Genomic DNA, 25,316 nt, shown 5'->3' with positions numbered 1-25,316 from the left:
ATGTTTAACTTATCAAATAAATCAGATGCTATCGACGAAAGCTTAAGCACCTTTGAAGAGCTTAAAAAAATACTCCACGATGCAGTCATTGAAGAGTACGAGCAAGACCCAAAAGCTCTACTGTCAGACGGCGTACTTGAAAAAATAGCTTCACTTTGCAGCGACTTAGAAGAGTTCGAACATGCTTCATTTAACAAATACCAACAAGAACAAGTCGTTCAAGCTGTATATGATGAAATCCAAGGCCTAGGGCCTATTGCGCAATTTATGCTGGATGACCAAGTAAGCGACATTTTAATTAACGACACACAAGACATTTGGATTGATAAACAAGGTAAGTTACTGTGCACAGCAAGTAAATTTGACGATGAACGTCATTTACGTCGCTTTGTAGATAGGTTACTTGATAGCTGTGGGCGTCAAGTAAATGCATTAATGCCGATAGTTGATGGCAAGCTAAAAGATGGCAGCAGGGTACATATAATTGTTCCTCCTGCTTGCACAAGCGCAGCCATCGTTTCTATTAGGAAGTTTAATCATAAGAAAATTAATGATGAGTTTTTAATTTCTAATAATGTACTAAATCAAAACACGCTTACATTTTTAAAGACCGCTGTAAAAATGGGCGTAAACATTTTGGTGTGCGGAAATGCTGGCGCAGGTAAAACAACGCTTTTAAATGTGCTTGCTAACTCAATAAATCCAAATGAGCGCGTTGTAACCATTGAAGAAAGCGCCGAACTTAGCTTGCATCACAATCACGTTGTACAACTTGAAGCACATGATACAAACAGCGATGGCAAAGGGGCCGTGAGCTTAAGAGATTTAGTTAAAGCAGCACTCAGAATGCGTGCCGATAGAATACTAGTAGGTGAAGTACGCTCAGGTGAAGTAATCGACATGCTCCAGGCCATGAACTGTGGTCATCAAGGCTCTATGACAACTATTCACGCTAACAGTGCAAGTGATGCAGTTACACGCCTTAGCACGCTCGTACAATTACACAATGCGCAACTTAGCGATAACCATACAAGTGCTTTAATTGCCTCAAGTATTCAATTAATAGTGCATGTTTTTCGCAGCACCGATGGTGTAAGAACACTCAAAAGCATTGGTGAAATTAAGCAAGTAAATGGCAATGCACACTTTAGCTCTTTATATAGCGCGAGTGATATTGAAAAAGTATCAGCCAATGCTGTTAACGACTCAAGTGTTATTAAATTTATGACCCAGCAAGGGGCAAATAAGCAGCGACTTCAAACACTTCTCAATGCAAATGAGGAGTTAAGCTATGAATAAGCTTGATTACCTACTTGCAATAGCCAGTGTTATTTCGCTTACATTGGCACTGAGTGTGTTTATTACCATTAATGTAAAAAAACCAGCAACAAACACCCTGCAAGATGAAGATGTATTACAAGAGAAAGATATTCTTACGCTTTCATTGCGTGTGTTGGGTATAAATATAAGTAATATTTTATTTATTAGTGTAGCCAGTTCACTGGCAAGTAGTGCATGGTTTGTTGCAAAGCATTATTATCCGCAGGCTTCTACGAGCGCGCTAATACTCGCAATGGTTGTTTTTATAACCTGCTTTATTTTTGTTATTGACTTAGCTCATTACAAGCTTGCTAAGTTTGAGCATTTATTTTTAGAGTATATGGAAACTGTACAGTCTTGTTTAAGTACGGGATTATCTCTGCAGCAAGCGATGCAATTTGCAGACGAACACGCAGACAAATACATAAAAGAGCAAAGCCACTTATTACTGCAGCGTATGAGTATGGGAAGCGATGCACATACATCATTTTACCCACTAATTAACCGCTACAACTGCGAAACCGTTCGCCTGTTTGCACACAGTATAATTACTCACGCACAAAGCCAATGCGATTTAACTGATATGCTAAAAAGCGTATGTAAAATGATGGCATTAAGAACCTTAGACCGCCAACAATTAAAGGCTAAGCTTTCGGGCACTAAGTACGCAGCCGTATTTAGTGGCGTTTTACCCTATGCATTAGTGCCATTATTTAACTACACCGACCCAACGTGGTTTGATCCGCTTTTGAATAATCCTAATGGCATGGCATTTATAACCGTGGCAGTACTTTGTCAGCTGTTTGGTTTTTTATGGTTACGCTTAAGCTTGAGGGTAACACTATGATAGATCTATTTTTATTTATAGGCCTTATGATCTCTATGGGTGCGTTTATTCATATTCATAAGCAATCATTAAAAGCTGAAGTACAAAAGCCCGTTAAAAAAAGTATTAATTGGTACCCACTCATAATTATTTCTAAGTCGCAGCTTAGACAAGCTGGGTTTCAAATAAATAAAATTTTATTAAGTATGTACTGTTTTAAAATGGCAGCTGCATTTTGTGGTTACACAGCTATAGAGATATCGGGTTATGAACTGAGCATAACAGCAACTTCTATACTATGTGTATTGTGCTTTTTTATGCCAGATATATGGTTTTTGTTTAGAAAGGGCCAACGTAAGCAACAAATTAACAATAGCCTAGAGTTTTTTCTAAGTGTGTTACTTGTTTACATGCGCGCGGGGTTCTCACTTGAGCGGGCATTCTCTTTAGCGGTTGATCATGGTTTAAGTAAAAAGCACCCTTTGTACAAAGAGCTAAAACTGTTTTTGTTTGAGCTTAGTGCAGGTAAAGAGCGAGAGCTGGCATTTAATTCATTATTTGAGCGTACCGATGTTACAGGCTTAAAAAAGCTAGCTAACTTAATGTTAATCGGCTCTAAGCTTGGCACGCCATTAATTCAAGCGGTTGAATCGCAATTAGAGAGTTTTGCGCTTAAAAAAAACATACTACTTGCCAAAAAAGTGAATAAAAAAGCACTTCACACCACGTTTCCAATCATTTTAATTTGTTTTCCTATGTTTTTAGTTTTGGTGTTTTTTCCTGCTGCATTGCAAGTAATGAATGTACTAAAAATGCTTGTTGAAGTGTTATAGGAGCTTGGCATGAATAGACGTTATCAACACGGATATATACTTACAATAGAGCTGATTTTAATCATAACTATTTTAATCATTGGCTCTATTGGTGGCGTAATTTTAGTACGTGATGCCCTAATAAAGCGCTACCAGACTAAGGTAGATAACCAAATTACAGTTATAGATGCCAATAATACGCCTTTAGGTATTGCGATAGGTTTTGATGAGCATCAAGCCCCTTTAATTTTTTATACAGACCGACAAGCAAATGCAACTTACCGTGCATTAATTGGTATACGCGATGATAGATTTACCTCGCGAGAAGCTATTTATTACGATGCTCCAAATTGCCAGGGTAACCCATGTATTAAAAGCTTAAGCGATGAGTTATCGGATAGCTTTGGTGTAAGCAAAACGCCAAACAGTGGCAATGTAAGTTACATAAATGCACTTCAGCAAGGGCCTAATTATGCAATTGGCCAGTTAAACAACTCTGTTATAGGACAACTTTTAAAAAGTACTGCTTTGGCATGCCCAGCCACAGGAGATGAAATTGTATCACGCTATATGTCACAAAAAGTGGTCTCAGGTAACCCTTGTGAAAGCTTTTCAATTGATAAGCAACCGGCGGATAGTAGCTGCTTAGTGGGTGTTACCGCACTGGGTAATCCATTACTTGGTATAGACTCAGCGCAACTATCTCAATCGTGCAGTGATTGCAAAACAGGCTACGAGTCACAAGGCGATATACTTGACTTATATTTACCGCAAGTTGAAATACTATTAAACACAACTTTAGATGCCTTGGCTGTTCTAGGTATTGCAGCCAATGTGGATGTTGAGCTTGGGAGTGTATGTTGCCCTCAAGGTACTCGATTAGAAGAAGACGAAAATATAGTTGAAACTCTTGTATTTACAATATTACAAACCACTTTCAAATTACTGGGTATAGATTTAATAAACAACGAATTAATTATTCAAACCTTGGCTCTATTAGGAATTGAGCCTGGTGTTACTTACTGCGAAACAACACTTAACTTAACACGTGCTGGGCCTGTAATTAATACGGTTACAGGGGAGCCTGCTTTAAACAATTTATTACCACCATTTAGAGTTTCTTTACCATCTCATACGAGTGCAAATAGCACGCATTGGATTTCTACACCTCCTAGAGGTGAAGGGGTACGCCCATGAATATTACACAAGATTTTAAAAATGATACATTTGCAAGCATCGAAAATGATGAAGTTAAACACGCAATTGGTGAAACACTGTCGTTAATGAAGCAATTTTACGATACACCTATCGTGAAATATTTAGACTTTAGTGCATTATATACGCAGCAAATTATAACTTGCGACGACAGCTATAACGTTGATATAGAAATAAATAGTTATCAGCAATCATGTGATAAAGAAAAACTTTATATTATTGAAGATACCTTATTTGACTCACTTACTAAAAGAAATAGTAACCTAGTTCGCTTTTATGCCCAATACCCAATATACGGACAGAAAAATAATGTATTAGGGGTGCTGATACTTGCAGATTTAGCGCCTAAAACATTAATTGGCTCACAAAAAGATCAATTCGTATCTTTTGCTCAATTATTGCAAGCTCAACTTAACAAAAATGTTTTAGATACACAGCCCAAGCACGTAAAAAAAACACACTCTTTAAATAATTTTGTTCATATATTTAGTTTAGCGCCAGTGGCTTTTTTGATTGCATTGGTTATTTGTTCATTCTCGGTTTTACTTTTATATACACTTGAAAAAAAAGAACAACAAAGTGAATATATAGCTAAAACCCAACAATTAAGAAAAACATTATTTGATGCTTTAGAGCGTTTTGACAACCAAGCACTCTATATCACACAAAAAGATAAAATTGTTGCAGGCTTTTTACAAAGCCAAGAGAGTTATACTCAAAAACAATTAAGTGATTTAGTAAAAACACAGGTTTCTGATAACTTAACTTATAAAGGTTATGTTATTTTTGATACTGATTACAACCAACTTGCGCTTTGGTCTAAAAACAACTTTGACCTGGCTGCTTATGGCTTTAATAATTGGTTGAACAGGTTTTCTACACGGGCGAATAAACAGTCTGTTGAAGTATTTACTGTAGCAGACACCGCTTTTTTAATATCTGAAATCAATTTTACCAACAACTCCGTTTACACTCTGACTGCGTTTGATTTGAGCAAGTTTTTAAACGCAATAATCGGAAAATTAAACACACAAAACTACAATTTATTTATTACTACTCCACAATTTACTTTAGGAAGCAGGGGGGAGCTCAATGTAAGCGCTATCCCTAATAGCATAAGCGCTGCGAGTAATCGTTTTCCACCCACTTGGCGCCTACACGTACAACCACGCTCTGCGATAGTACCTCCTAAAGTATCGCGTTATGATTTGTTTAAGTTAGCGCTAATAGGCTTTGCTGTATTCGCTTTTGTATATTACTTCTTACGTTTACCTAAACGCTTACATGATGAAATTAAACAAAAAAATAAATTAATATTAAACAGAGAATCGTTATTTTCAAGCTCTTTGGATGCGCTTCCCCATGGGTTTGCAATATTTAATAGTAATGAAATTCCCGTTATTACAAATGATGCTTTTAATAAATTATTTGAACAGGTAACTAAAAATAACAGTCAACTTAGTTACAGTCAGCTTATAAGTATTTCGCAGCAATACAATATTATTAACCATTATAAAGAACATAATAAGTTAGCTAATGAGCATAACCAACTTATCGAAATAGGTTTTACTGATGGACGCTGGATCACAGTTGTACAAAGGCATACCGATTTTGGTGGATTTGTTTGCTACTTTAGGGATGAAACAGAATCTCATCAAAAAGAATTGTTACTAGCACAAGTGTTAGAAAAATCTAAACAATCTAACCAGCTTAAAGATAAGTTTGTAGCGCGGTTAAGCTCACAACTAAATGCGCCAATAACCTCATTACAATCAATCATAGCGTTAGCAAAAGGCAATAACAGTAATTCAAATAATTACTTAAAAGAAATTGAAAGCGCCAGCAAACAACTTAAAAGCGTAGCTCAACAACTTGTAAATGTTAATAAATCAGATTCCGATAAATTAAAGCTCAAAATTAGCACTATAAATTTAAACGAATTACTAAATAACAGTGCTGATATAGTGAATAAAGAGGCTGAAAATACTAATTTAATTATTAATAATAAACTCAATGAAAATGAAGGAATAATGAGTGATGAAAAATTAATAATGCAATTGGTTCTTCATCTTTCAAGTGAGTTGTTAGAGAATTCTTATAAAGGATTACTAACTTTAAATACAGAATTAACGTATAAAGACAGTAAAAATTACTTATCACTTAATTTTTTAATTAATAATTTATCGAATAAAAGTCATTTTTTCAGTCAGTTAAAACACATCGTTCAAAGTGAAAATTTTGAAAAAATGGAAAGTATTGACGCCACACTAGAAGTTAAATTTTTTATGTCTGTGTTTAAAATGTTGGGAGGAAAATCAATTAATATTAACGAGCGCGGGAAGACAACATCTATCAGCTTATCTTTATTGGTTAACGTGGTGGCACTTACTAATAGCAAAGCAGAAAATAAGCAAAACATTGTACATTTAACAGATAATAAAGCAAAAACCACTTCAAAATCATTACTGTTAGTGGATGACGAGCCTTTAGTTGAAATGGTAATTAAAGCTATGCTCAAAAATGAAAACTTAAATGTTGATTATGCAAGTAGTGCAATAGAAGCAATGCTAATGGTGTCACAAAATAACTATGACATAATTTTAATGGATATAGTAATGCCAGAACTTTCTGGTACTGATGCAATGTTAAAAATCAAAAAACACAGCAGTGAGAAGCAAACTAAAATTATTGCACACACTTCTGATTCACAAGGAAGTAGCAGTGCTAAGTATGTTGAGTTAGGTTTTGATGACATGCTCGAAAAACCCGTTAAACAAGATGTTTTAGTAAATAAGATCAGGAAATTAATTGAGGCTGAGAACTTAATTAAATAGGCAGTAACTATTTCATGCATCTACCACTTTATTTCACATTGTAAAAAAGTAATGCTGAATTATAAGTTATGTATAGCTTACTTATTGAATACGCTAATACGATTTTAAATCGCTACAAAGCAGGGCACAGCGGTGTTTTTATTTTAGCGATTGCACTTAGCATAAAAATTTTTAGCCCTAATAAAACGTGGGACGATAATTGCTCTTAACTACTCATATATAAATTTTGTCCGAACTTTAATTTAAAAGGAAAATTAGTATGAGTAAAACACAATACGTTAGCATTGAAGGCCACCAAATTGCTTATCAAGAAATGGGAGAAGGCACACCGCTATTATTAATACACGGAATTCCAACTAATAAATCACTTTGGCGTAATGTTATGCCCGAGCTTGCTAAATCACATAACGTTATTGCACCCGATTTACTGAATTATGGTGAATCAAATATGCCTAAAGACACTGACGTTTCTATTAATGCGCAATGCAGAATACTTATTAAGTTTATGGATGCAGTTGGTATTCCTAAAGCAATATAGCAGCGCACGATATTGGTGGCGGTATTGCACAGTTAATGGCAGTAAATTACCCTGAAAAAGTGAACGGACTAATTTTAATCGACAGTGTGTGTTTTGACTCATGGCCAATACCAGAGTTTGAGCCGTTACTTGAGCCAGGAGTTGAGGAAAAAACAACGGTTGATGAATTTGTTGATACACTACAGGATTTTATGCCTAAAGGCGTGTATGACAAAAGTATAATGACTGATGAACTAAAGAAAGTTTATTTAGAACAATGGAGTAACGAGCAAGGTAAAGCCGCATTGTTTGCTAATATGCGTCGTTTAAATAAAGAATACACGCAAGCAATTGTAGGTGAACTTAAAAGCTTACCGCATGAGACCCTAATTCTATGGGGTGAAGAAGATAACTTTCAAAAACCTAAATACGCACCCATGTTAGCGCAAGCTATTCCTAACTCATCGCTGATCTGGGTAGAAAAAGCAGGGCATTGGTGTTTAGACGAACAGGCTGAAAAAATATTACTTTTAATGAGTAATTTCTTAAAGGGTAAAACGTTTTAAATCTTAAAGTTGTATATTAGCAATCTAACGAGGCAGTTATGCCTTGTTAGATTTCTGGGATTTTATACTTAACTGAGTTAAAAGCACACTATTTACAGTAAAAATCCTACCTAAAATGTATCTGACATCAAAACTTGCTCAATATTAAGCCAGAAAATGTGTGTTTTTGGTGATGTATTGTGGTATTCACCTTAGTTAAATCGATTAGCAGTCAATTTAACATAATGGAATTCTGTATGATTTAACCTTAGTATTCAGAAACAGCTCGCCATTCAGACCTTTGGTTATTAGCGCTGCTCAAGGCGATTAAAACTCAATTGATAGGTAGGGCGCTTGTACGTTTTTAACTTGTGTTTAATTAATACCAATAACCTAGGCCAATATTATTGTTTTACTGATTTTTACTTTTATATTTAAAAACAATTAGTTACTTAAATATTATTGTAATAAGAAGCTGTTAATTTTTATCCTCTTTAAATTGAGGGTATAACAATGAAGACAATCATAAAGGCATCAATAGTACTTACAGGTTTATGTTTTGCTCATAGTGCAAACGCAGCTAATTGCTTACAAGGTTGCCCAACGGGCTTAAATAATGGCAACACAATTGAGCGAAGTATTTATACATTAAAAAATAATAGATATACAAAGTTTGCTGATTGGGTTGCATACCATGTAACTACCAATACTATGAGTGGACCATCGAGAAGTAGAAGTTGGAAAGCTGATCCAGACTTATACTCACACTACACGTTAGAGCCTAATGATTATACTGATGCATATGCAACAATAAATACAGATAGAGGCCATCAAGTCCCATTAGCATCTTTTAGTAATACGGCTGATTGGAAACTAACAAACTTGCTTTCTAATATTACGCCGCAATCATCTGCATTAAACCAGGGTCCATGGGTTAGGCTTGAAACCGCAGTGCGAAATCATGTTAGTAATGGCAACGATTTATACGTAGTAACAGGTCCATTATACGAATATTACTTTGCAGAATTACCACAAGCTAATGAAGCACATACAATTCCAAGTGGTTATTTTAAAATTGTGATGGAGCAATCTGGTAGCACAATTAAAGCATCAGCATTTATTATGGAGCAATCGGCAAGCCGCAGTGATAATTTTTGTAATACTGAAGTAAGTATTGATGAAGTTGAATCACGTGCTGGTATTAACGTTATGCCAAATTTATCCTATAACAACGCGCAAGTAATTGAATCAACCGTGTTTGGTTTAATAAATGAGTTAGGCTGTAACTAGAAACTTAAACCAGAAACTAAAATTATAAAAACATAAGCCTTAAATTAAAGTGTATTTATTTAAGGCTTTTAAAAGAGCTTTTTAACCAGGAAAACCAAGAACGCAAAAAACTATTGAGTGATAATGTTTAATTTTATCCTTAGGTATTTTTTAACTTAGTTATTGGTTAACTAGAAGGTCGATAAATTTATAACTTAGTTGTTAGCCGGTGTTACATTTGTAGGTGTAGCCAACCTAGGTGAAATAATATTGCCCGTAATTTAAAACTGGCAATTAATGATAATTGAACAGCGTTTATACATATAAGAAAATCTGCTTAAAATAGATGAAAATAGGGGTTATATACATAAAATAATGAAGCACTTTATCTTACTATTGTATTAATTTACCTTATTTAACATAATATAAATTATAGGTAGTAATATGTATTATAATAAGGAGTACTCATTGCACCCCTTAAATGTCCAATACTAGACGGTATCGGACATAATAACAGTTTTCACTTATACGTATTTGCTTACACATTAGCATCAATTTCTAAATTTCATTTGCTAAACTCTTATCTGCAAACTTATCAACAAATGCAAAATAACTATTAGCTAACGACTATCTATGTTCAGCTTTAAATTGTAAAGCTGGATTAATATTACGCTTTCAAATTTCACTACAGTTTTAATTTAATAAAACACAAAGCTATTTTTACTATGTAAAACCGCTTGCCTAAATAGTATTTTTAATTCGACTAGTAAATTTTAAAATACAGGAACCATACATGAACCATTAGTCCATACTCAAAATACGTTCTGCTGTGTATTCATTGGTAATTAATCCACTAATCATATTAGATCTAACTGCGCCTAGTATTGCTAAAACTTTATCTTCACCAGCAGCAATTGCGTAAATTTGTTTATTACCTTCAATTTTTAAAGGCGTACTGGCAACACGTTGGTTTACAGTGCAGTCAATTAGTTGGCCACGCTTATCGTAAACCCAGCTAATCATTTCACCAACTGCTCCTAAATTTTGTAGCTCTTTAAGTTCTTGTTCGTCAACAAACCCATCAATATGCAGTGGCGACTTTTCACCTAAGCTGCCTACACCTACAAATGTAACATCGGCTTTAGTAGCCAATTTTAAGTTGCTGGTAATATTATGCTGTGCATGAAGTTGTTGTTTTTCTTCAACACTTCTTGGTAATACCGGCAATGGCATTGGATAATGTTTAGCATTAATATGTTCGGCCATTCTTACCACAACATCGTATGGTGACGCCGACCCATCAAGTGCCATATTGCCAAGCATAGCCACTACTTTATGTTGGCTACAATCAAGGGTTGGTAATTCATCAACACATGCACGTAGTACACGCCCAGTACCCATAGCTAAAATTTTTGGTGTTTCTGATTTTAAATGGCGTTGAATTTCTGCCGCGCCAGCTTGTGCCAAACCAACAGTAGAGTTTGGATCTGAGCCGTCACTTGGTACCACTTCACATGATTCTAATCCAAATCGATTTTTTATTTTTTCAGCTAAATCCATGCATTTAGCAATTGGGTGTTCAAGCCTGACTTTAATTAGTCCTTGGCTTACCGATAAAGCGACCATTCGTTGTGCAGATTGGCGAGATACATTTAGCTTTTTAGCTATTTCGTCTTGGGTTTTACCCGCAACGTAATATAACCACCCTGCTCTTGCTGCATCATCAAGCTTACGTATTTCTGTATTTGATAGCTTTGCCACTTAAACCTCTTAATATCAAAGGATCGTGTCCTTGGGTTCGATAACTTTTAGAAAAATTACTAAAAATTCACCGCAATTAATCATTTTATAATATTCGTAAATATATCATTGATTTATAAAATGCCGAAGCGCCACAATAAGTTAATAACCAATACTTTATATGTAAACGAGCTAGTATAAAGTATTGGTGTATTTTTACGCTTTAAGGTGCGGCGTTTTTAATAGTTAAGCCGTTTTTATCAAACCGATGTACTTTATGCTCAGGCGCACTTAAGTAAATAGTATCACCGTATTTTAAAGGGCAATCACCATCAGCTTTTACTGTTACTGTACTGCCATCTTCAATAGTTACATGTAAAAAGCTTTCAGAACCTAAATGTTCTATAACGCCTACAGTACCTTGCCAAGTACCAGAGTCAGTGGAAATTTCAAAGTGCTCAGGGCGTACACCTAAACTGTATGTTTGCGCATTACTATCGTTAGTTACATCAATAAAGTTCATTTTAGGAGAGCCAATAAAGCCCGCTACAAATTTATTTACCGGGTGTTGGTATAGCTCAAGCGGAGTCCCTACTTGCTCTATAATTCCACCATTAAAGACTGCGATTCTGTCAGCCATTGTCATGGCTTCAACTTGGTCATGAGTAACATAAATCATTGTTGTAGCTAAGCTTTTATGTAGTTCAGATATTTCTAAACGCATATTTACACGAAGCGAAGCATCTAAATTTGACAGTGGCTCATCGAATAAAAACGCCGATGGCTGCCTAACAATTGCACGCCCTATCGCTACCCGTTGGCGCTGACCACCAGATAACTGACCAGGTTTACGGTCTAAGTAGTCTGTTAAATTTAATATTTTAGCGGCGTTCGCTATTTTAGACTCTATTTCTGCTGGGCTCACTTTTGCACGTTTTAGTGGAAAAGCAATATTATTACGCACGCTCATATGCGGGTATAAAGCATAAGATTGAAACACCATAGCCAAACCACGTTTTGCAGGAGGTGTATGTGTTGCGTCTTGTCCGTCTATTTCAATATTGCCACTTGTTGTGTCTTCAAGCCCTGCAATCATGCGTAAAAGTGTTGATTTACCGCAGCCAGATGGCCCAACAAATACAATAAATTCACCGTCTTTAATCTCTAAATCAAGCGGTTTTATTACGTTTACTTCATCAAAGTTTTTAGTAACTTTTTTTAGTGTGATGCTGCCCATGTGTGTTCTCCTACTTTACTGCGCCAAAGCTTAAGCCGCGCACTAATTGTTTTTGACTAAACCAACCAAGAATTAATATAGGCACTATGGCCATGGCAGATGCTGCCGATAATTTGGCGTAAAATAACCCTTCAGGGCTTGAGTAACTGGCAATAAATGCCGTTAACGGTGCGGCATTTGCAGCGGTTAATATAAGTGTCCAAAATGCTTCATTCCATGCCAAAATTACATTTAATAGTAATGTTGAGGCAATACCTGGTAAGGCAATTGGTAGTAAAACATGAAATATTTCTTCACCAATTGTTGCGCCATCCATACGTGATGCTTCTAAAATTTCGCCTGGGATCTCTCTAAAATAGGTGTATAACATCCACACCATGATTGGTAAGTTAATTAATGTCATTACAATGACTAAGCCTAGCTTTGTATCAAGTAGTGCAAAGTCTCTGAATAGTAAGTAAATCGGAATTAACACCCCAACCGGTGGTAACATTTTTGTAGAAAGCATCCACATTAGAAGGTTTTTAGTTTTTTTAGTTTGCACAAATGCCATTGACCATGCTGCAGGTACTGCAATCATTAGCCCTAACAAACTTGAACCAAGTGAAATTACAACTGAGTTCCAAAAGTGATCAAAATAAGGCGAACGTGCTAAAACATCTTGATAGTTTTCAAGTGTCCAATCGAATGCAAATAACGCAGGTGTTGCTGAAATAGCTTCAGCTTCTGTTTTAAAACTTGTAATTAGTGTCCATAAAATTGGGAAAAATATCATCCCGCTAATTGTCCACGCGGCAAGGGTATAAATTATTTTTGATTTTTTAGTTGATGTAATAGCCATGAATTAACCCTCCAAGTTTTTGCCAATAAGGCGCATTAAAAATATGGCTACTATGTTGGCAATAATAACTGCCACTATGCCCCCTGCTGAACCGCCGCCAACATCAAACTGTAAAAGCGATTGGGTATAAATTAAGTAAGTAATATTGGTAGAGGCGTAACCTGGTCCACCACTGGTTGTTACTAAAATTTCGGCAAAAATAGACAGTAAAAATATTGTTTCAATTAATATTACAGCGGTAACTGCACGTGATAAGTGTGGTAAAACAATGTAAAAAAACTTACTAAAAGGCCCTGCGCCGTCTAGGTCTGCGGCTTCTAGCTGTTCGCGATCTAACGACTGAATAGCAGTAAGTAAAATAAGTGCTGCAAATGGAAGCCACTGCCAAGACACAATAATAATGATTGAAAACAAAGGCATTTGGGCAAAAAAATCAATGGGATCTAAGCCAAGCCATAGAGCAAAGTGAGCAAATAAACCATTTACTGGGTTCATTAACATGTTTTTCCAAACCAATGCCGACACTGTTGGCATTACAAAAAATGGGGCGAGAACCATAATTCGAACATAGTTTCGCCCCCATATTGCTTGGTCGAGGAGAACAGCTAAACCTATACCACCACAAATAGTGATAGCTAATACACCCGTTACTAAGTAAAGGGTATTAAAAAATGACTCAAAAAATGCTGGATCAGTTAAAAAGAATTCGTAGTTTAAAAACCCTACAAATTCACGCTCTCCAGGTATGAGTAAGTTGTAATCTACAAACGAGAAATACAATGTCATGCACAGCGGAACTATCATCCAACCGAGTAATAGAATTACGCTAGGAAATAGCATCATGCGTGCAAGCGTACGTGACTGTGTCGTTGCCATAATGTGGTGACCTTTAAAAAGTCAGCATTAACCCTAGTAAATACCCAATGTGGTACTTACCAAAAAACACAGTTAATGCTGACGAAAATACGGGGTAAGTTAGGAGCTTACCCGCCTACTTAATTATTTTGGGTAGCGCGCTTTTCGCATTGTGCGCTCAACAAGGCGTTGAGATGCATTAAGTGCTTGATCAACGGTCATTTGCCCTGTTAGTGCTGCTGAAAATTGCTGCCCAACCGCGGTACCAATTCCCTGAAATTCAGGAATGGCCACAAACTGAATACCTACATAAGGTACCGGTTTAACCGTAGGGTTTTTAGGGTCGGCTGAATTAATTGAATCAAGCGTAATTTGTGCAAATGGGGCTGCACTCATGTATTGCTCGTTTTCGTAAAGTGAAGCACGCGTACCTGGCGGTACTTTTGCCCAACCTTTGTTGTCGGCCACAAGTTGGCTGTATTCTTTAGAGGTTGCCCAGCTAATAAATTTCATAGCGGCGTCTGATTTTTTACTGCTCGATGGAATAGCAAGGGTCCACGACCATAACCAGTTACCACGTTTACCTAAGCCGTTATCAGGTGCGAGCGCAAAACCAACTTTGTCAGCTACTTCAGAGTCTTTTTTGTTAGTAACAAATGCGCCAGCTACGGTTGCATCAATCCAAATACCACATTTACCGGTTTGAAATAACGCTAAGTTTTCGTTAAAGCCATTGGCTGATGAACCCGCAGGGCCTGATTCTTTCATTACATCTACGTAGTATTGAAGTGTTTCTTTCCACTGTGGGGTATTAAATTGTGGTTTCCAGTTTTCATCAAACCAACGTGCGCCAAATGAATTAGCCATTGAGGTAATTAATGCAACATTTTCGCCCCAGCCTGCTTTACCGCGTAAACAAAGACCGTACACACCATCTTCTTTATTCGTCATGGCTTTTGCTGCTTTTTGAATAAAGCTCCAGGTCGGCGCTTTTGGCATTTCAAGGCCAGCTTTTTCCATCAGATCAGTACGGTACATAACCATAGAACTTTCACCGTAAAATGGTGCAGCGTATAATTTGTTATCTATGGTTAAGCCACTACGAATAGCAGGTAGTAAATCGTCTACATCGTAGTTTTCGCCTAAGTCGTTAAGCTCGGTTAGCCAGTTTTGCTTGCCCCAAATTGGTACTTCATAAGTACCAATTGTCATCACGTCATATTGGCCGCCTTTTGTCGCTACATCGGTAGTTACACGTTGGCGTAAAATATTCTCTTCAAGTGTTACCCACTTTAATGAGATGTCTGGGTATTTTTCTTCAAAGTTATTACTTAACTCTTTCATGGTGATCATGTCACCATTATTTACCGTTGCAATCGTAATAGTTTCTTTTGCGGCAGCATTACTCATAGCCATAACACCGCACGCTAACATTAATAATTTAGTTTTCATCAGGGTAACCCTCATAAATTTGTTAAATAGACGCATACAAACTCAGTTTTTAGCGTCCTTAAAATAAAGCGATTCACCAAAGCCAGGCTGTTAAGCCAGTGGCCATGGCTTTTTAAAACACAATAAAGGTGTACTACTTATTTAAAATTTAACTGAGATTTCTGAGGTGAAACCGTCAAAACCACTACCAATTTGACCGCCTGAATTTACACCTTCTTCTTGGTTTACATATTCAACCTTTAAAAGTGTGCTATCAGTAAACCAGTAGCCCGCAGCTACTTGTAAACGTTCAACAGTATTGTCGTTTTGCTCGATTAGATCTGAGGTGTTTTCTGACTCTGCGTAACGCGCAGCTACGTATAATTTTTCAGGAATAATGTATTGTTGAGCTTCAATTGCAAAATATTCTACTGAAGTTTCGCCTTCAATTACGCTATTTGAATCAAAGGTTGTTCCGTTTGCATCTGAAACACCGTCGGTGCCAAAGTAAGTAATACCTGCAACAGCATTACCTGCAGAATCTGCAAATGTGTAATCGTCTGATGATTTACCTAGCATAACAATAACGCTTGTTTGATCAGATGGCTGATACGCTAAGTTTAACTGAATAATTGACTGTTCAAGCCCCGGCATTACACCTACGTGTGTGTCACGTTCGCTTGAAGGCGATGCTGAAAAGTTATAGTTTTCACCATCACCAAAACGGTAGTTTGTGGTGGTTAAACCGTCTAAACTTGCTACGCCATTTTCAAAACGAAGCTGATCACCTTGATTAGCTTGTAAGTAATTTAAGCCAACTTTAAAGCCACCATCAAATTCTAATGTACCTTGTAGGCGGTAGTTAAAGCCTCTATCTTCTTGAAAAGCTTCACCAAAACTTGATGTTGTAATATGACCCGCTACATTGTAAGAGCGCAGCATACCGCTATCAAATGTTTCTGTGTAGCTTAGCTGTGCGCCATTTTCAGCCGTTGCGTAATCATTAATGCCGTTACCAATTAATGCATTGCCTTGGTTGTCAGCACCATCTTGAAAACCTTTAAACTGAAATGGCGAAGCACCAATGTTACCTAAACGCAGTGTCAGGTTTTCATTTTCTTTAGGTGTGCCGTATAAGCCAAGTAAATCAAACTCTACACCTGCAAAATCGTTGTGAAATGAAAAGTCGCGATCGCCACCACCAAAGTCATTTGGCTCTTCAGCTATGTCGATGTCTGCAGTAATGTATTCGTTGATATGAAATTTGAGCATTAAGTTAGCTCTAATACGGCCAAACCCTGCAGATTGTTCTTCATCTTCTGGGCGAAAAGCGCCATCTTTAGCTTGAATAGACTGGAAATTTTGCATTGCTAGAAAGTTAACGTCAAGGCGGTCAAAGTAATCTGACATATCAGCTTGGGCTGGTGCCGCTAACGCTGCTGCTACTAAGGTTAGTGCAAACTTTGCATTCTTATTATTAAACATAATGAACTCTCTATTTAGTGTGTTGTGTATATTCAGTGTATGCAGCTAAAGCAATGAGCATTTTTACTTATTCGTGTACTAACAACTCTTAATGGGCATTGGCTCAGCTAGTGAGCATAATCACAAATGAATAATGTAACGTCAACATCTTTTATTACAAAACATTTACATGGATTCGCTAATTTATTAAAAGCTATTACTTTACAATTAGTTATAAAATTGTGTTTATGAGTTTAATAATAAAAATATGACTAAAGTCTTAATAGTAAAAAGGGAGATAAACAGGGAAAGTTTGTTTATTAACATTTAGTGTTAATAAACGCGGTGTTTATTTATACGTATTGGTTTAATTTAAACCACTATTAATGCGGGTATTTAGGTGTTTTTTTGATTTACTTTCTTGAGCTTATACATTGCTTAGCATAAGATTAAGGTACTTTTTGATGTATAAAAATAGAAGTAATTAACATATGGAATTTGTGCGCCCTTTAGAGCCTATACTCATTATTGATGATGTTAAGGAAATACGTGACTACCTAAATCAAATATTAACCGAGCTTGGCTTTGAAGATATTTTAGAAAGCACTGATTATATTTCAGCAAAACCCCTACTTGATAATAAAACACCCAATGTAATTTTTTTAGATGTAGACTTACCTGACTCAGACAGCTCTGATATTCTAGAGCACATAAACGACTCTTACCCTCATGCTCATGTGGTTATGTGTTCAGGCCATAATAGCCTCGAAAATGTTCAAAACACATGGGAGTCAGGCGCCAAAGGCTTTATAGAAAAGCCCTTCAATGCTAAAAAAGTTAATTCGGTAATGAAGCGCCTAGAACTAAGCGAATAAATAAGGTGAGTATGCAAAGCACTGTAACAGCTATTATTGATGATTTATCGAGTGTTATTTTTGGAAAAAAGCAGCAAATAAAATTAGCACTTACCTGTTTGTTTAGTGAGGGGCATTTACTAATTGAAGACTTGCCAGGAATGGGAAAAACAACGCTTTCTCATGCGCTCGCAGCTGTTTTAGGGTTGTCTTATCAACGCATCCAATTTACTAGCGATCTATTACCTGCTGATATTTTAGGTACTAATGTATTTAATGCGAGTGAACATACCTTTACCTTTCACAAAGGCCCTATTTTTAGCCAAGTAGTATTAGCTGACGAAATAAACCGTGCTGGCCCTAAAACACAAAGTGCTTTACTAGAGGCAATGGAAGAACAACAGGTTACCGTTGATGGTAAAAAGTACGCGTTACCAACCCCCTTTTTTGTTATTGCTACTCAAAACCCTTTGTATCAGTCGGGCACTTACCCATTACCAGAGTCTCAATTAGACCGGTTTTTAATGCGTATAAGTTTGGGCTTTCCGCCTAAAGAAGCCGAAAAACAACTCATATTAAATATTAAACCTCGCGATTACACCCAACTACCACAGCGTATTAATTCTCAGCAACTTACTGATATTCAAAACCTTATTAGTAAAGTGATAATAAGTTCACCGGTAATCGATTACATTATTGAATTAGTAACCCATACTCGCCAAAGTGCTGCATTTGCAGGTTCACTTTCTCCAAGAGCCAGTATGGCATTAGCCAAAGCGGCTAAATCGTGGGCGTTTATTGAAAGTCGAGATTTTGTAACCCCTGAAGACGTACAGGCAGTTTTTGCAAGCGTATGCCAACACAGACTAGGGTTACATAATGAATCGGGCGAATCTCAAGTAAACGAGATTTTAAAAACTGTAGCAGTGCCAATTTAACCGTGGTATTTAAAAAAAAAGCTCGTACATTTGGTATTTTTAGTAGGCTAAAAAACGGTTTACTCAATAAATTACTTAAAAAAAAGCATTTAAAGCAAACCATTACACTTGCACATAATAATATATATGTAGTGCCCTCGCAGCTTGGTTTTTACTTTATTGTAGTGGCCATCTTAAATTTTGTAATGGGCATTAATTATCAAAATAATTTAATTTTGGTGATGGCCTATTTAATGTTTGTTGTTATGGTTATTGCAGTATTACTTGGTTATAGCAATGCGAAAGGGTTAACTGTTCACTACAATAAAAGCTTTGCTAATTTTGCACCAAATAAAGGGTCGGTTAAATTTACCTTTAAAGCACTAACAAGCACGCAATCTGTTTCATTAATATATTCAGAGCACAGTAATTGTCATGCTCATATAGATGAAGTTACTAAAAAAGACTCACATTTAATACTTCATTTGCCCTACGAACAACGCGCGAAGCACACGCTTAACCGTTTTAAAATTGTGAGCAATTACCCGTTTGGCTTAGTTAAAGTTTGGAGTTACATTCACCCTACCGATGCTGTTTATATATACCCCGCACCTGAAAAAGTACTAAGTGACACATATAGCAGTGCGTTTGAGCAAAGTACACAGCTAGGCAGTATTAAAGAGCCCGGAAGTGATGAGTTTGATGAGCTAATTCCTCACCTGCCCGAAATGGGATTGCAACGAATATCGTGGAAGCATTACGCTAAGTCGCAACAGTTATTAGTTAAAGAGTTTGTAGATTATAAAAAGTCCGATATTATTTTTGATTTCAACAAACTAACCGGCAATACAGAGCAGCGTTTGAGTCAGCTGTGTTTTTTAGTATGTGGTGCGTGCGAAAACAACACACCATTTACCCTTAAATTACCAAATGCTAGTTATAAAGCAACTAACCACCCTGAAGATAAACAACAGTGTTTAGAGTTACTAACTGAGTACACCGGAGCAGCTCATGGCTGATATGCTAAATATACGCGCAATTAATTTAGCAATGAGCTTTATTTATGCCTGCTTGTTTGCTTTTTATTTAGCGCATATGCCCGTATTTTTTGTAGGTGTTTTAGCACTTTTATGTGTGTGGAATTTTTATTTAACGCTTACTAATAAAGCAAAGCCAAATGGATGGCTTGCTAACATTTTAGCGGGCTTTGCGTTAATATTAATGATTTATACATTAGGTATGGGCGACACCGTTATTTTATTTGTGGCCATGTTACTGCTTTCAAGTATTTTTAAGTTGCTTCAAGCTAAAACTAAAAAACATTACCATGTCATTGTAACACTAACTTTTTTTTCTATTTCGTCGGCGTATTTATTCAATCAAAGCATATTAACTACGCTTAGTATGAGCGCCCTATTTTTACTCAATTTTGCTGTACTTAGCTTAATTGAGTCTAAACATAGTTTAAAGCTAGCCTCAAAACAAAGCGCTAAGTTACTATTTATTGCACTACCTTTAGCGGTATTTTTATTATTGTTTTTACCTAAAATGCCCGCTTTTTGGCAATTGCCCGGGCCAAAGCTTGCAAAAACGGGGCTATCTGAACAGGTAGATCCGTTTGATATAGCCAAACTGTCTAATTCTGATGAACTTGTTTTTAGGGTCCGTTTTGATAGCCCCCCCCCTGTTAGTCCTTATTATTGGCGAGCACTCGTGCATGACACATTTGATGGTAATGCGTGGAAAACATCAGACCTATTAAAGTTTAATAACAAAACTACTGAGCCAATTAAGCAATTAAGTGTTACAAACAGCTACACCATTATTGCCGAGCCTGCGAATCAAAAATGGCTTTATGGGCTTAATTACGCAACTAGTAATAATAAATATGTTGATAGCAATGCACTTGGGCTACTTCGTAAAAAACAATACCAAGCTAAAAGCTTACAGTATCAGGTATCTAATTCACCACTAAGCACAGAGCAACTCTCTGATTGGCAAATTAATTACTACACACGTTTAAATAATAAAACTAACTCACAAGCGCAGCAGTTAGCTAATACTCTTAAAGAGCGTAGCCGCTCTGATAAAGATTTTTATGATACGCTTTTAAATTACTTTGCTACTAAAGGGTTTAGTTACACGTTAACGCCCGATCTGATGACGGGTAATAACACCATAGACCAATTTTTATTTGAAAAACAACGTGGTTTTTGCGGCCATTACGCAAGTGCTGCTGCATACATGTTTAGAGCCGCGGGTATTCCTGCTCGTTTGGTAAGTGGTTATTTAGGGGCAGAAAAAAACCAAGCCAATAATTATTTGTCAGTTCGCCAATACGATGCTCATGCATGGGTTGAAGTTTACATAAATGATCAGTGGCAAATATTTGATGCAACAGCCGTTGTTGCACCTGAGCGTTTAAATGGCTCTTTATCACAAAACGAAGAGCTAAATGATGAATTTAAAAGTAACCTTGATTTTGGACTAGTTAGCCTTAGCAACTTTGCAGCAATCAATTGGTTGCGTTTAAAACTTGAAACCTTAGATTACCAATGGACCAGCTGGGTATTAGGCTTTGATGAAGAAAAACAAAGTAACTTTTTAAAGTCACTATTTGGCAGTAAAAATATTTGGTTAGTGCCACTTGGCGTTGTGCTATTTTTAATTACTAGCTTTAGCGCTTACTTTATATATTTAAATTGGCCGCGAAATAACACAAAGCAACCCCCTTTAGTAAATGAGCTTGAATCACTTAATAAATGGGCAAAAAAAATGAATATAGCGGCACCCGTGCACTATTCACCTAATCAGCTTTTAGCGCATTATGCTCAGCAAAAACCTCAAGCTGCACAGCATTTGAACGAATTTAGCCAATTATTTAATCAAGTACGTTACGCTAAAAAACCATTTACCAAAGATCGTAAAACTCAGGCTAAAGATCTGATAAAATTAATTAAATCTTCAAAATAGAGAAAACTATGAATGCGGTTGTTATAGGCGTTATTTTAATGCTGGGGCTGTCTTTGGCTCGCGTAAATGTCATTGTTGCCATGATTATTAGTGCACTTGTTGCTGGTTTAACTGCTGGTTTAGGAATTAAAGAAAGTGTTGATGCATTTAACTCTGGCCTATCTGCCGGTGCTGAAATTGCACTTAGTTACGCTATGCTAGGTGCATTTGCAGTGGCTATATCTAAATCTGGTTTAACGCGGATCTTAGCTGAAAAACTATTAAATAAAGTAAACGCTCAAGGGAGTGGCAACGAAACCTTTTTAAGCTATTTTATATTGCTAATTATATTAGGCTGCGCTATTTCATCTCAAAACTTAGTGCCAGTTCATATCGCCTTTATACCTATATTAATTCCGCCTTTACTTGTTGTTTTTAATCAGTTGCGCTTAGACCGCCGCGCAATTGCTTGTATTTTAACGTTTGGCTTAGCGACTTCATACATGGTGTTACCGTATGGCTTTGGTGGTATTTATTTGTATTCTATTTTGCATAAAAACTTAGTTGATAACGGCCTTGAAATTATAAACACACAAGTGCCAATGGCTATGATTATACCGGCTTGCGGTATGTTAGTAGGTTTAATTATTGCGGTATTTTTTAGTTATAGAAAACGTCGCGATTACACTGCGCAGCCATTAACTACGCAAAGTAAAACAAGCGACATTGAAAAACCTAAAAAAGTGATGGTTGTTGGTTTGTTTGCCGTACTTTCTTCGCTTGTGGCACAAAACTTAAGTGGCTCAATGATTTTAGGTGGCCTAGTAGGTGTAATGATATTTAGTGTATTTGGTGTTGTTAAATGGGAAGAAAATGGCGATGTATTTAGTAAAGGTGTAGCCATGATGGCTATGATAGGCTTTATTATGATTTCAGCTCAAGGGTTTGCCTCTGTTATGAAAGCCACAGGTGATGTAGCAAGTTTAGTGCACAGTGGCGCCGCATTGTTCGATGGCAATAAGCCATTAGCTGCAGCGTCAATATTGCTTGTTGGTTTACTAATAACAATGGGAATTGGTAGCTCATTTTCGACAGTACCAATTATTGCCACCCTATTTGTTCCGTTATGTTTAGACTTAGGTTTTTCAGTAATGGCTACAGCCGCTTTAGTTGGTACAGCCGGAGCGCTAGGTGATGCAGGCTCCCCTGCTTCTGACTCAACGCTTGGTCCAACGTCAGGCTTAAATGCAGATGGCCAACACGACCATATTCGAGACTCAGTTATACCTACCTTTATACACTTTAATATTCCGTTATTAATATTTGGCTGGATAGCAGCCATGGTACTGTAATTTATATTAAAAAGGCATGTATAACATGCCTTTTTAATGCGCGCTCCTCTGCTTGATTTATTGTTTTTACTAACTCGAAAGCTTAGTTACGTTATTTACAACAAATTAGTATGATGTGTTCTTTATGCATTATTAAATAAGGCACCTCATTGGTGCCTTATTTAGCTAGAGTCTATGCGGTATGAGCAATAAAATCACTTATCAAAGCCGTAAATCATTTTATCACATACAACAGGTGTTGGCCTGTGGTCATCATCAACCGCTACAAAAGTAAAACTACCCGAAATAGCTGAGTGCTTGTCATCTTTATGCATTGTTTCTAAGCATATATCTACGTCTACTTTTAACGAGGTATTACCTACATGCACTACCTTAGCAATAAGTTCTGCAAAAGTGCCTGCAGGTATAGCCTCTTTAAAATCAACTCTATCAGATGAAATAGTTACCAGTGGCTTTCTGCAAAAGCGTGTTGCCGCAATAAAAGCAACTTCGTCCATCCAAGCCAAAGCATCTCCACCAAATAAAGTGTTGTGATGATTAGTACGCCCAGGAAAAACAGTTTTAGTAACCGATGTGGTTGAGTCTTCAATACGCTGTGCAATAATTGCATCGCGGTTTACGTCTGTCATAGTATCTACTTTTTATTAGCAAGCGTATCTTGCATGAGTAAAGCTGGGTCTAGGCGCTCGCCTTCCCAGTTAAAACGCCAATCTAGGTGTGGACCTGTAACACGCCCTGTAGCACCAATTTCAGCAACTTTGTTACCTTGGGTAATTTTATCGCCCACTTTTACATCTAACTTACTCAAATGAATATAAGTAGACGTCACGCCATGGCCGTGATCAATTATTAAAGTACCACCTGAGTAATATAAATCAGGTTCAGCAAATACAACCGTACCACTTATAGGCGCATAAACTGGTGAGCCAGTTTTATTGGCTATATCTAAACCAAAGTGAGGGCGTCTTGGTTCACCATTAAAATAACGTTGGCTTCCATATACACCCGAAATTCGCCCTTGCGCCGGCTTTAATACAGGGTCTAGGTAAAACTGTAAATCAGAGTTAACTTCACGGGCTTTACGTACAGCGACCGCTTCGCGGCTAATACGTGCGCTAACTTCTTTAGGTGGTGATACATACTTTTTTGCCACACCGGTAATTTTATCAATTTTGTAATCACGTTTCGTAATTATTAAATCCTGATTGTGAGTTTTACCCTTTTCATCTACCCAGCTAAGCGTGTGATTAGCTGTGGCATCGCGCCCAAAACCAAAAACAAAATCACCTGATGCAGATAATTTTAACGTTTTACCGTCTAACGAAACGGAAGTAACATTTTCAAGTTTACCGATTACTAACCCACCTTGGGTTAAGTGCCCTTTTAGCTCAAGCGCTAATGCACTAAAGCTAGTAGAGGTTATAAGCGCTGTTGCTAAAAGAGTTTTAAGCATAACTGATCGATCCTTTTCCTACGCCTTCATAAGCTGTAATTTTTACGTCTTTATCTGGGTATTCTATTTTAACTTGCTCAGCTAAGTGTTGTGCAATGCACTCAACGGTAGTGTCTACAGGTAAAATATCACAACGCGATTCACTAATGGCCATTTCAAAATAACCTTGCGCAGCAGTATAGGCAAAACATACATCATCGCTTTTTGCGTTAATGTGTTTTAAATCACTGGCGCTTATTTGATCTTCACTTGTGGCTAGGTAAATATCTTGCCATTTTTCAGCCCATTGCTTTTGCAAACGTGGCATCGACATGCCATCTAAGCTAATACCAATTTGTGAGCGATGGCCATGAATAATTCGTTGGCAGTTTCCATCGTGCTTTTTAAGGCCATGGCTGTAATGATAATAAAAGCTTTGACTGTGCTCAGGTTTAAGAGACAGTTCAATTTTTTCTATGTTATCTGGTAACTGAGGTAAAATAGTTGCAATTAAAAACTCGGTAACTGATTCTACGGTAATTTCTGGGGCATCTATCATGCAATATGCTTGGTGTGGTGCACTCATAGCTAAATGATGGCTATCACCAAACGTACAATCTAAGGTTTTATGTTCAGCAAATTCTTCAACGGTGCCATTTAAACCTTTGGCTATCGCAAGCTTATGGTCTAAACATTCATCAATTATGCCTTTAATTTGCTTTTTAACTAAGCCAAAGTCTAACACCATAGACTCTTCATTTAGCTTGCCGTGCAACGTTAAGTCAACAATCCAGCTCTCGCCAACGGCGCCGCGTTTGTTACATAAGTAAGAAAAATCAATCACTGTTAGTGAGTTAACAAAAAGGATCATAAACTTCCTTTAAACTGGTTATAAGTCAGGGG

The 25,316-nt window shown here is 36.9% G+C and carries 20 protein-coding genes and 1 pseudogene; 12 read left to right on the top strand and 9 right to left on the bottom strand.

All coding sequences use genetic code 11. The features are described 5' to 3' along the window. The 7 genes and pseudogenes from PESP_RS08590 to PESP_RS08560 all read left to right on the top strand — a co-directional run bounded on the left by PESP_RS08590 (position 1) and on the right by PESP_RS08560 (position 9,359). Positions 1-1,299, top strand: coding sequence for a TadA family conjugal transfer-associated ATPase (locus PESP_RS08590; protein WP_089347663.1), 1,299 nt, complete (start codon positions 1-3; stop codon positions 1,297-1,299). Beyond that, entirely contained in the window at positions 1,292-2,167 is an 876-nt protein-coding gene (locus PESP_RS08585) for a type II secretion system F family protein (RefSeq protein WP_089347662.1), read from the top strand. The genes PESP_RS08590 and PESP_RS08585 overlap by 8 nt, the downstream gene beginning before the upstream one ends. Continuing rightward, complete coding sequence (locus PESP_RS08580; protein WP_089347661.1) at positions 2,164-2,979, top strand: type II secretion system F family protein; 816 nt, start codon at positions 2,164-2,166, stop codon at positions 2,977-2,979. Before PESP_RS08585 ends, PESP_RS08580 begins: the two co-directional genes overlap by 4 nt. Before the next feature lie 9 nt (positions 2,980-2,988). Next, positions 2,989-4,155, top strand: coding sequence for a hypothetical protein (locus tag PESP_RS08575; protein WP_089347660.1), 1,167 nt, complete (start codon positions 2,989-2,991; stop codon positions 4,153-4,155). Positions 4,156-4,571: 416 nt separating this feature from the next. After that, a complete protein-coding gene (locus PESP_RS20585; RefSeq protein ID WP_245852039.1) occupies positions 4,572-7,007 on the top strand; it encodes a response regulator in 2,436 nt (811 codons plus the stop codon). A gap of 259 nt (positions 7,008-7,266) precedes the next feature. Beyond that, a pseudogene (locus PESP_RS08565) lies at positions 7,267-8,090 on the top strand (alpha/beta fold hydrolase). A gap of 492 nt (positions 8,091-8,582) precedes the next feature. Then, positions 8,583-9,359 (top strand): DNA/RNA non-specific endonuclease, encoded by a 777-nt coding sequence (locus PESP_RS08560; protein WP_089347659.1) that lies wholly within the window; start codon positions 8,583-8,585, stop codon positions 9,357-9,359. Positions 9,360-10,139: 780 nt separating this feature from the next. On the opposite strand, the gene PESP_RS08555 is transcribed toward PESP_RS08560, so the two are convergent. The 6 genes from PESP_RS08555 to PESP_RS08530 form a co-directional block, all read right to left on the bottom strand. Next, positions 10,140-11,099, bottom strand: a complete 960-nt coding sequence (locus PESP_RS08555) for a sugar-binding transcriptional regulator (protein ID WP_089347658.1) — start codon at positions 11,097-11,099, stop codon at positions 10,140-10,142. A gap of 202 nt (positions 11,100-11,301) precedes the next feature. After that, on the bottom strand, positions 11,302-12,315 hold the full coding sequence (locus PESP_RS08550) for an ABC transporter ATP-binding protein (protein ID WP_089347657.1): 1,014 nt from the start codon (positions 12,313-12,315) through the stop codon (positions 11,302-11,304). A 10-nt stretch (positions 12,316-12,325) separates the two neighbouring features. After that, positions 12,326-13,156 (bottom strand): carbohydrate ABC transporter permease, encoded by an 831-nt coding sequence (locus PESP_RS08545; RefSeq protein WP_089347656.1) that lies wholly within the window; start codon positions 13,154-13,156, stop codon positions 12,326-12,328. Between the two features lie 3 nt (positions 13,157-13,159). Further along, on the bottom strand, positions 13,160-14,032 hold the full coding sequence (locus PESP_RS08540; RefSeq protein ID WP_058550034.1) for a carbohydrate ABC transporter permease: 873 nt from the start codon (positions 14,030-14,032) through the stop codon (positions 13,160-13,162). A 123-nt stretch (positions 14,033-14,155) separates the two neighbouring features. Next, positions 14,156-15,463: an ABC transporter substrate-binding protein gene (locus PESP_RS08535; RefSeq protein WP_089347655.1), complete on the bottom strand. Its 1,308-nt coding sequence runs from the start codon at positions 15,461-15,463 to the stop codon at positions 14,156-14,158. 141 nt (positions 15,464-15,604) lie between these two features. Continuing rightward, positions 15,605-16,927, bottom strand: coding sequence for a hypothetical protein (locus tag PESP_RS08530; protein WP_089347654.1), 1,323 nt, complete (start codon positions 16,925-16,927; stop codon positions 15,605-15,607). Between the two features lie 470 nt (positions 16,928-17,397). On the opposite strand from PESP_RS08530, the gene PESP_RS08525 reads away from it, so the two are divergent. From PESP_RS08525 to PESP_RS08505, 5 genes are read left to right on the top strand one after another with little or no spacing between them, the layout of a single operon-like run. Further along, entirely contained in the window at positions 17,398-17,781 is a 384-nt protein-coding gene (locus PESP_RS08525; RefSeq protein ID WP_089347653.1) for a response regulator, read from the top strand. 11 nt (positions 17,782-17,792) lie between these two features. Beyond that, positions 17,793-18,698 carry an AAA family ATPase gene (locus PESP_RS08520; protein WP_089347652.1) on the top strand — a complete coding sequence of 302 codons (906 nt, stop codon included), beginning with the start codon at positions 17,793-17,795 and terminating at the stop codon, positions 18,696-18,698. A 2-nt stretch (positions 18,699-18,700) separates the two neighbouring features. Beyond that, positions 18,701-19,696: a DUF58 domain-containing protein gene (locus tag PESP_RS08515; RefSeq protein WP_089347651.1), complete on the top strand. Its 996-nt coding sequence runs from the start codon at positions 18,701-18,703 to the stop codon at positions 19,694-19,696. Then, positions 19,689-21,650: a transglutaminase TgpA family protein gene (locus tag PESP_RS08510; protein WP_089347650.1), complete on the top strand. Its 1,962-nt coding sequence runs from the start codon at positions 19,689-19,691 to the stop codon at positions 21,648-21,650. Before PESP_RS08515 ends, PESP_RS08510 begins: the two co-directional genes overlap by 8 nt. An 8-nt stretch (positions 21,651-21,658) precedes the next feature. Next, positions 21,659-22,981 (top strand): Na+/H+ antiporter family protein, encoded by a 1,323-nt coding sequence (locus tag PESP_RS08505; RefSeq protein ID WP_089347649.1) that lies wholly within the window; start codon positions 21,659-21,661, stop codon positions 22,979-22,981. A gap of 194 nt (positions 22,982-23,175) precedes the next feature. Here PESP_RS08505 and PESP_RS08500 read toward each other — a convergent pair whose 3' ends face one another. The 3 genes from PESP_RS08500 to PESP_RS08490 are packed head-to-tail and all read right to left on the bottom strand — an operon-like array spanning position 23,176 to position 25,284. After that, positions 23,176-23,610, bottom strand: coding sequence for an acyl-CoA thioesterase (locus PESP_RS08500; RefSeq protein ID WP_089347648.1), 435 nt, complete (start codon positions 23,608-23,610; stop codon positions 23,176-23,178). 5 nt (positions 23,611-23,615) lie between these two features. Further along, entirely contained in the window at positions 23,616-24,434 is an 819-nt protein-coding gene (locus PESP_RS08495; RefSeq protein ID WP_089347647.1) for a M23 family metallopeptidase, read from the bottom strand. Continuing rightward, positions 24,427-25,284 carry a 6-pyruvoyl trahydropterin synthase family protein gene (locus PESP_RS08490; RefSeq protein ID WP_089347646.1) on the bottom strand — a complete coding sequence of 286 codons (858 nt, stop codon included), beginning with the start codon at positions 25,282-25,284 and terminating at the stop codon, positions 24,427-24,429. The genes PESP_RS08495 and PESP_RS08490 overlap by 8 nt, the downstream gene beginning before the upstream one ends. Between the last annotated feature and the right edge of the window lie 32 nt (positions 25,285-25,316).

This window comes from Pseudoalteromonas espejiana DSM 9414, assembly GCF_002221525.1.
GTDB lineage: Bacteria > Pseudomonadota > Gammaproteobacteria > Enterobacterales > Alteromonadaceae > Pseudoalteromonas > Pseudoalteromonas espejiana.
This window is presented reverse-complemented; position numbering and strand designations above follow the sequence as displayed.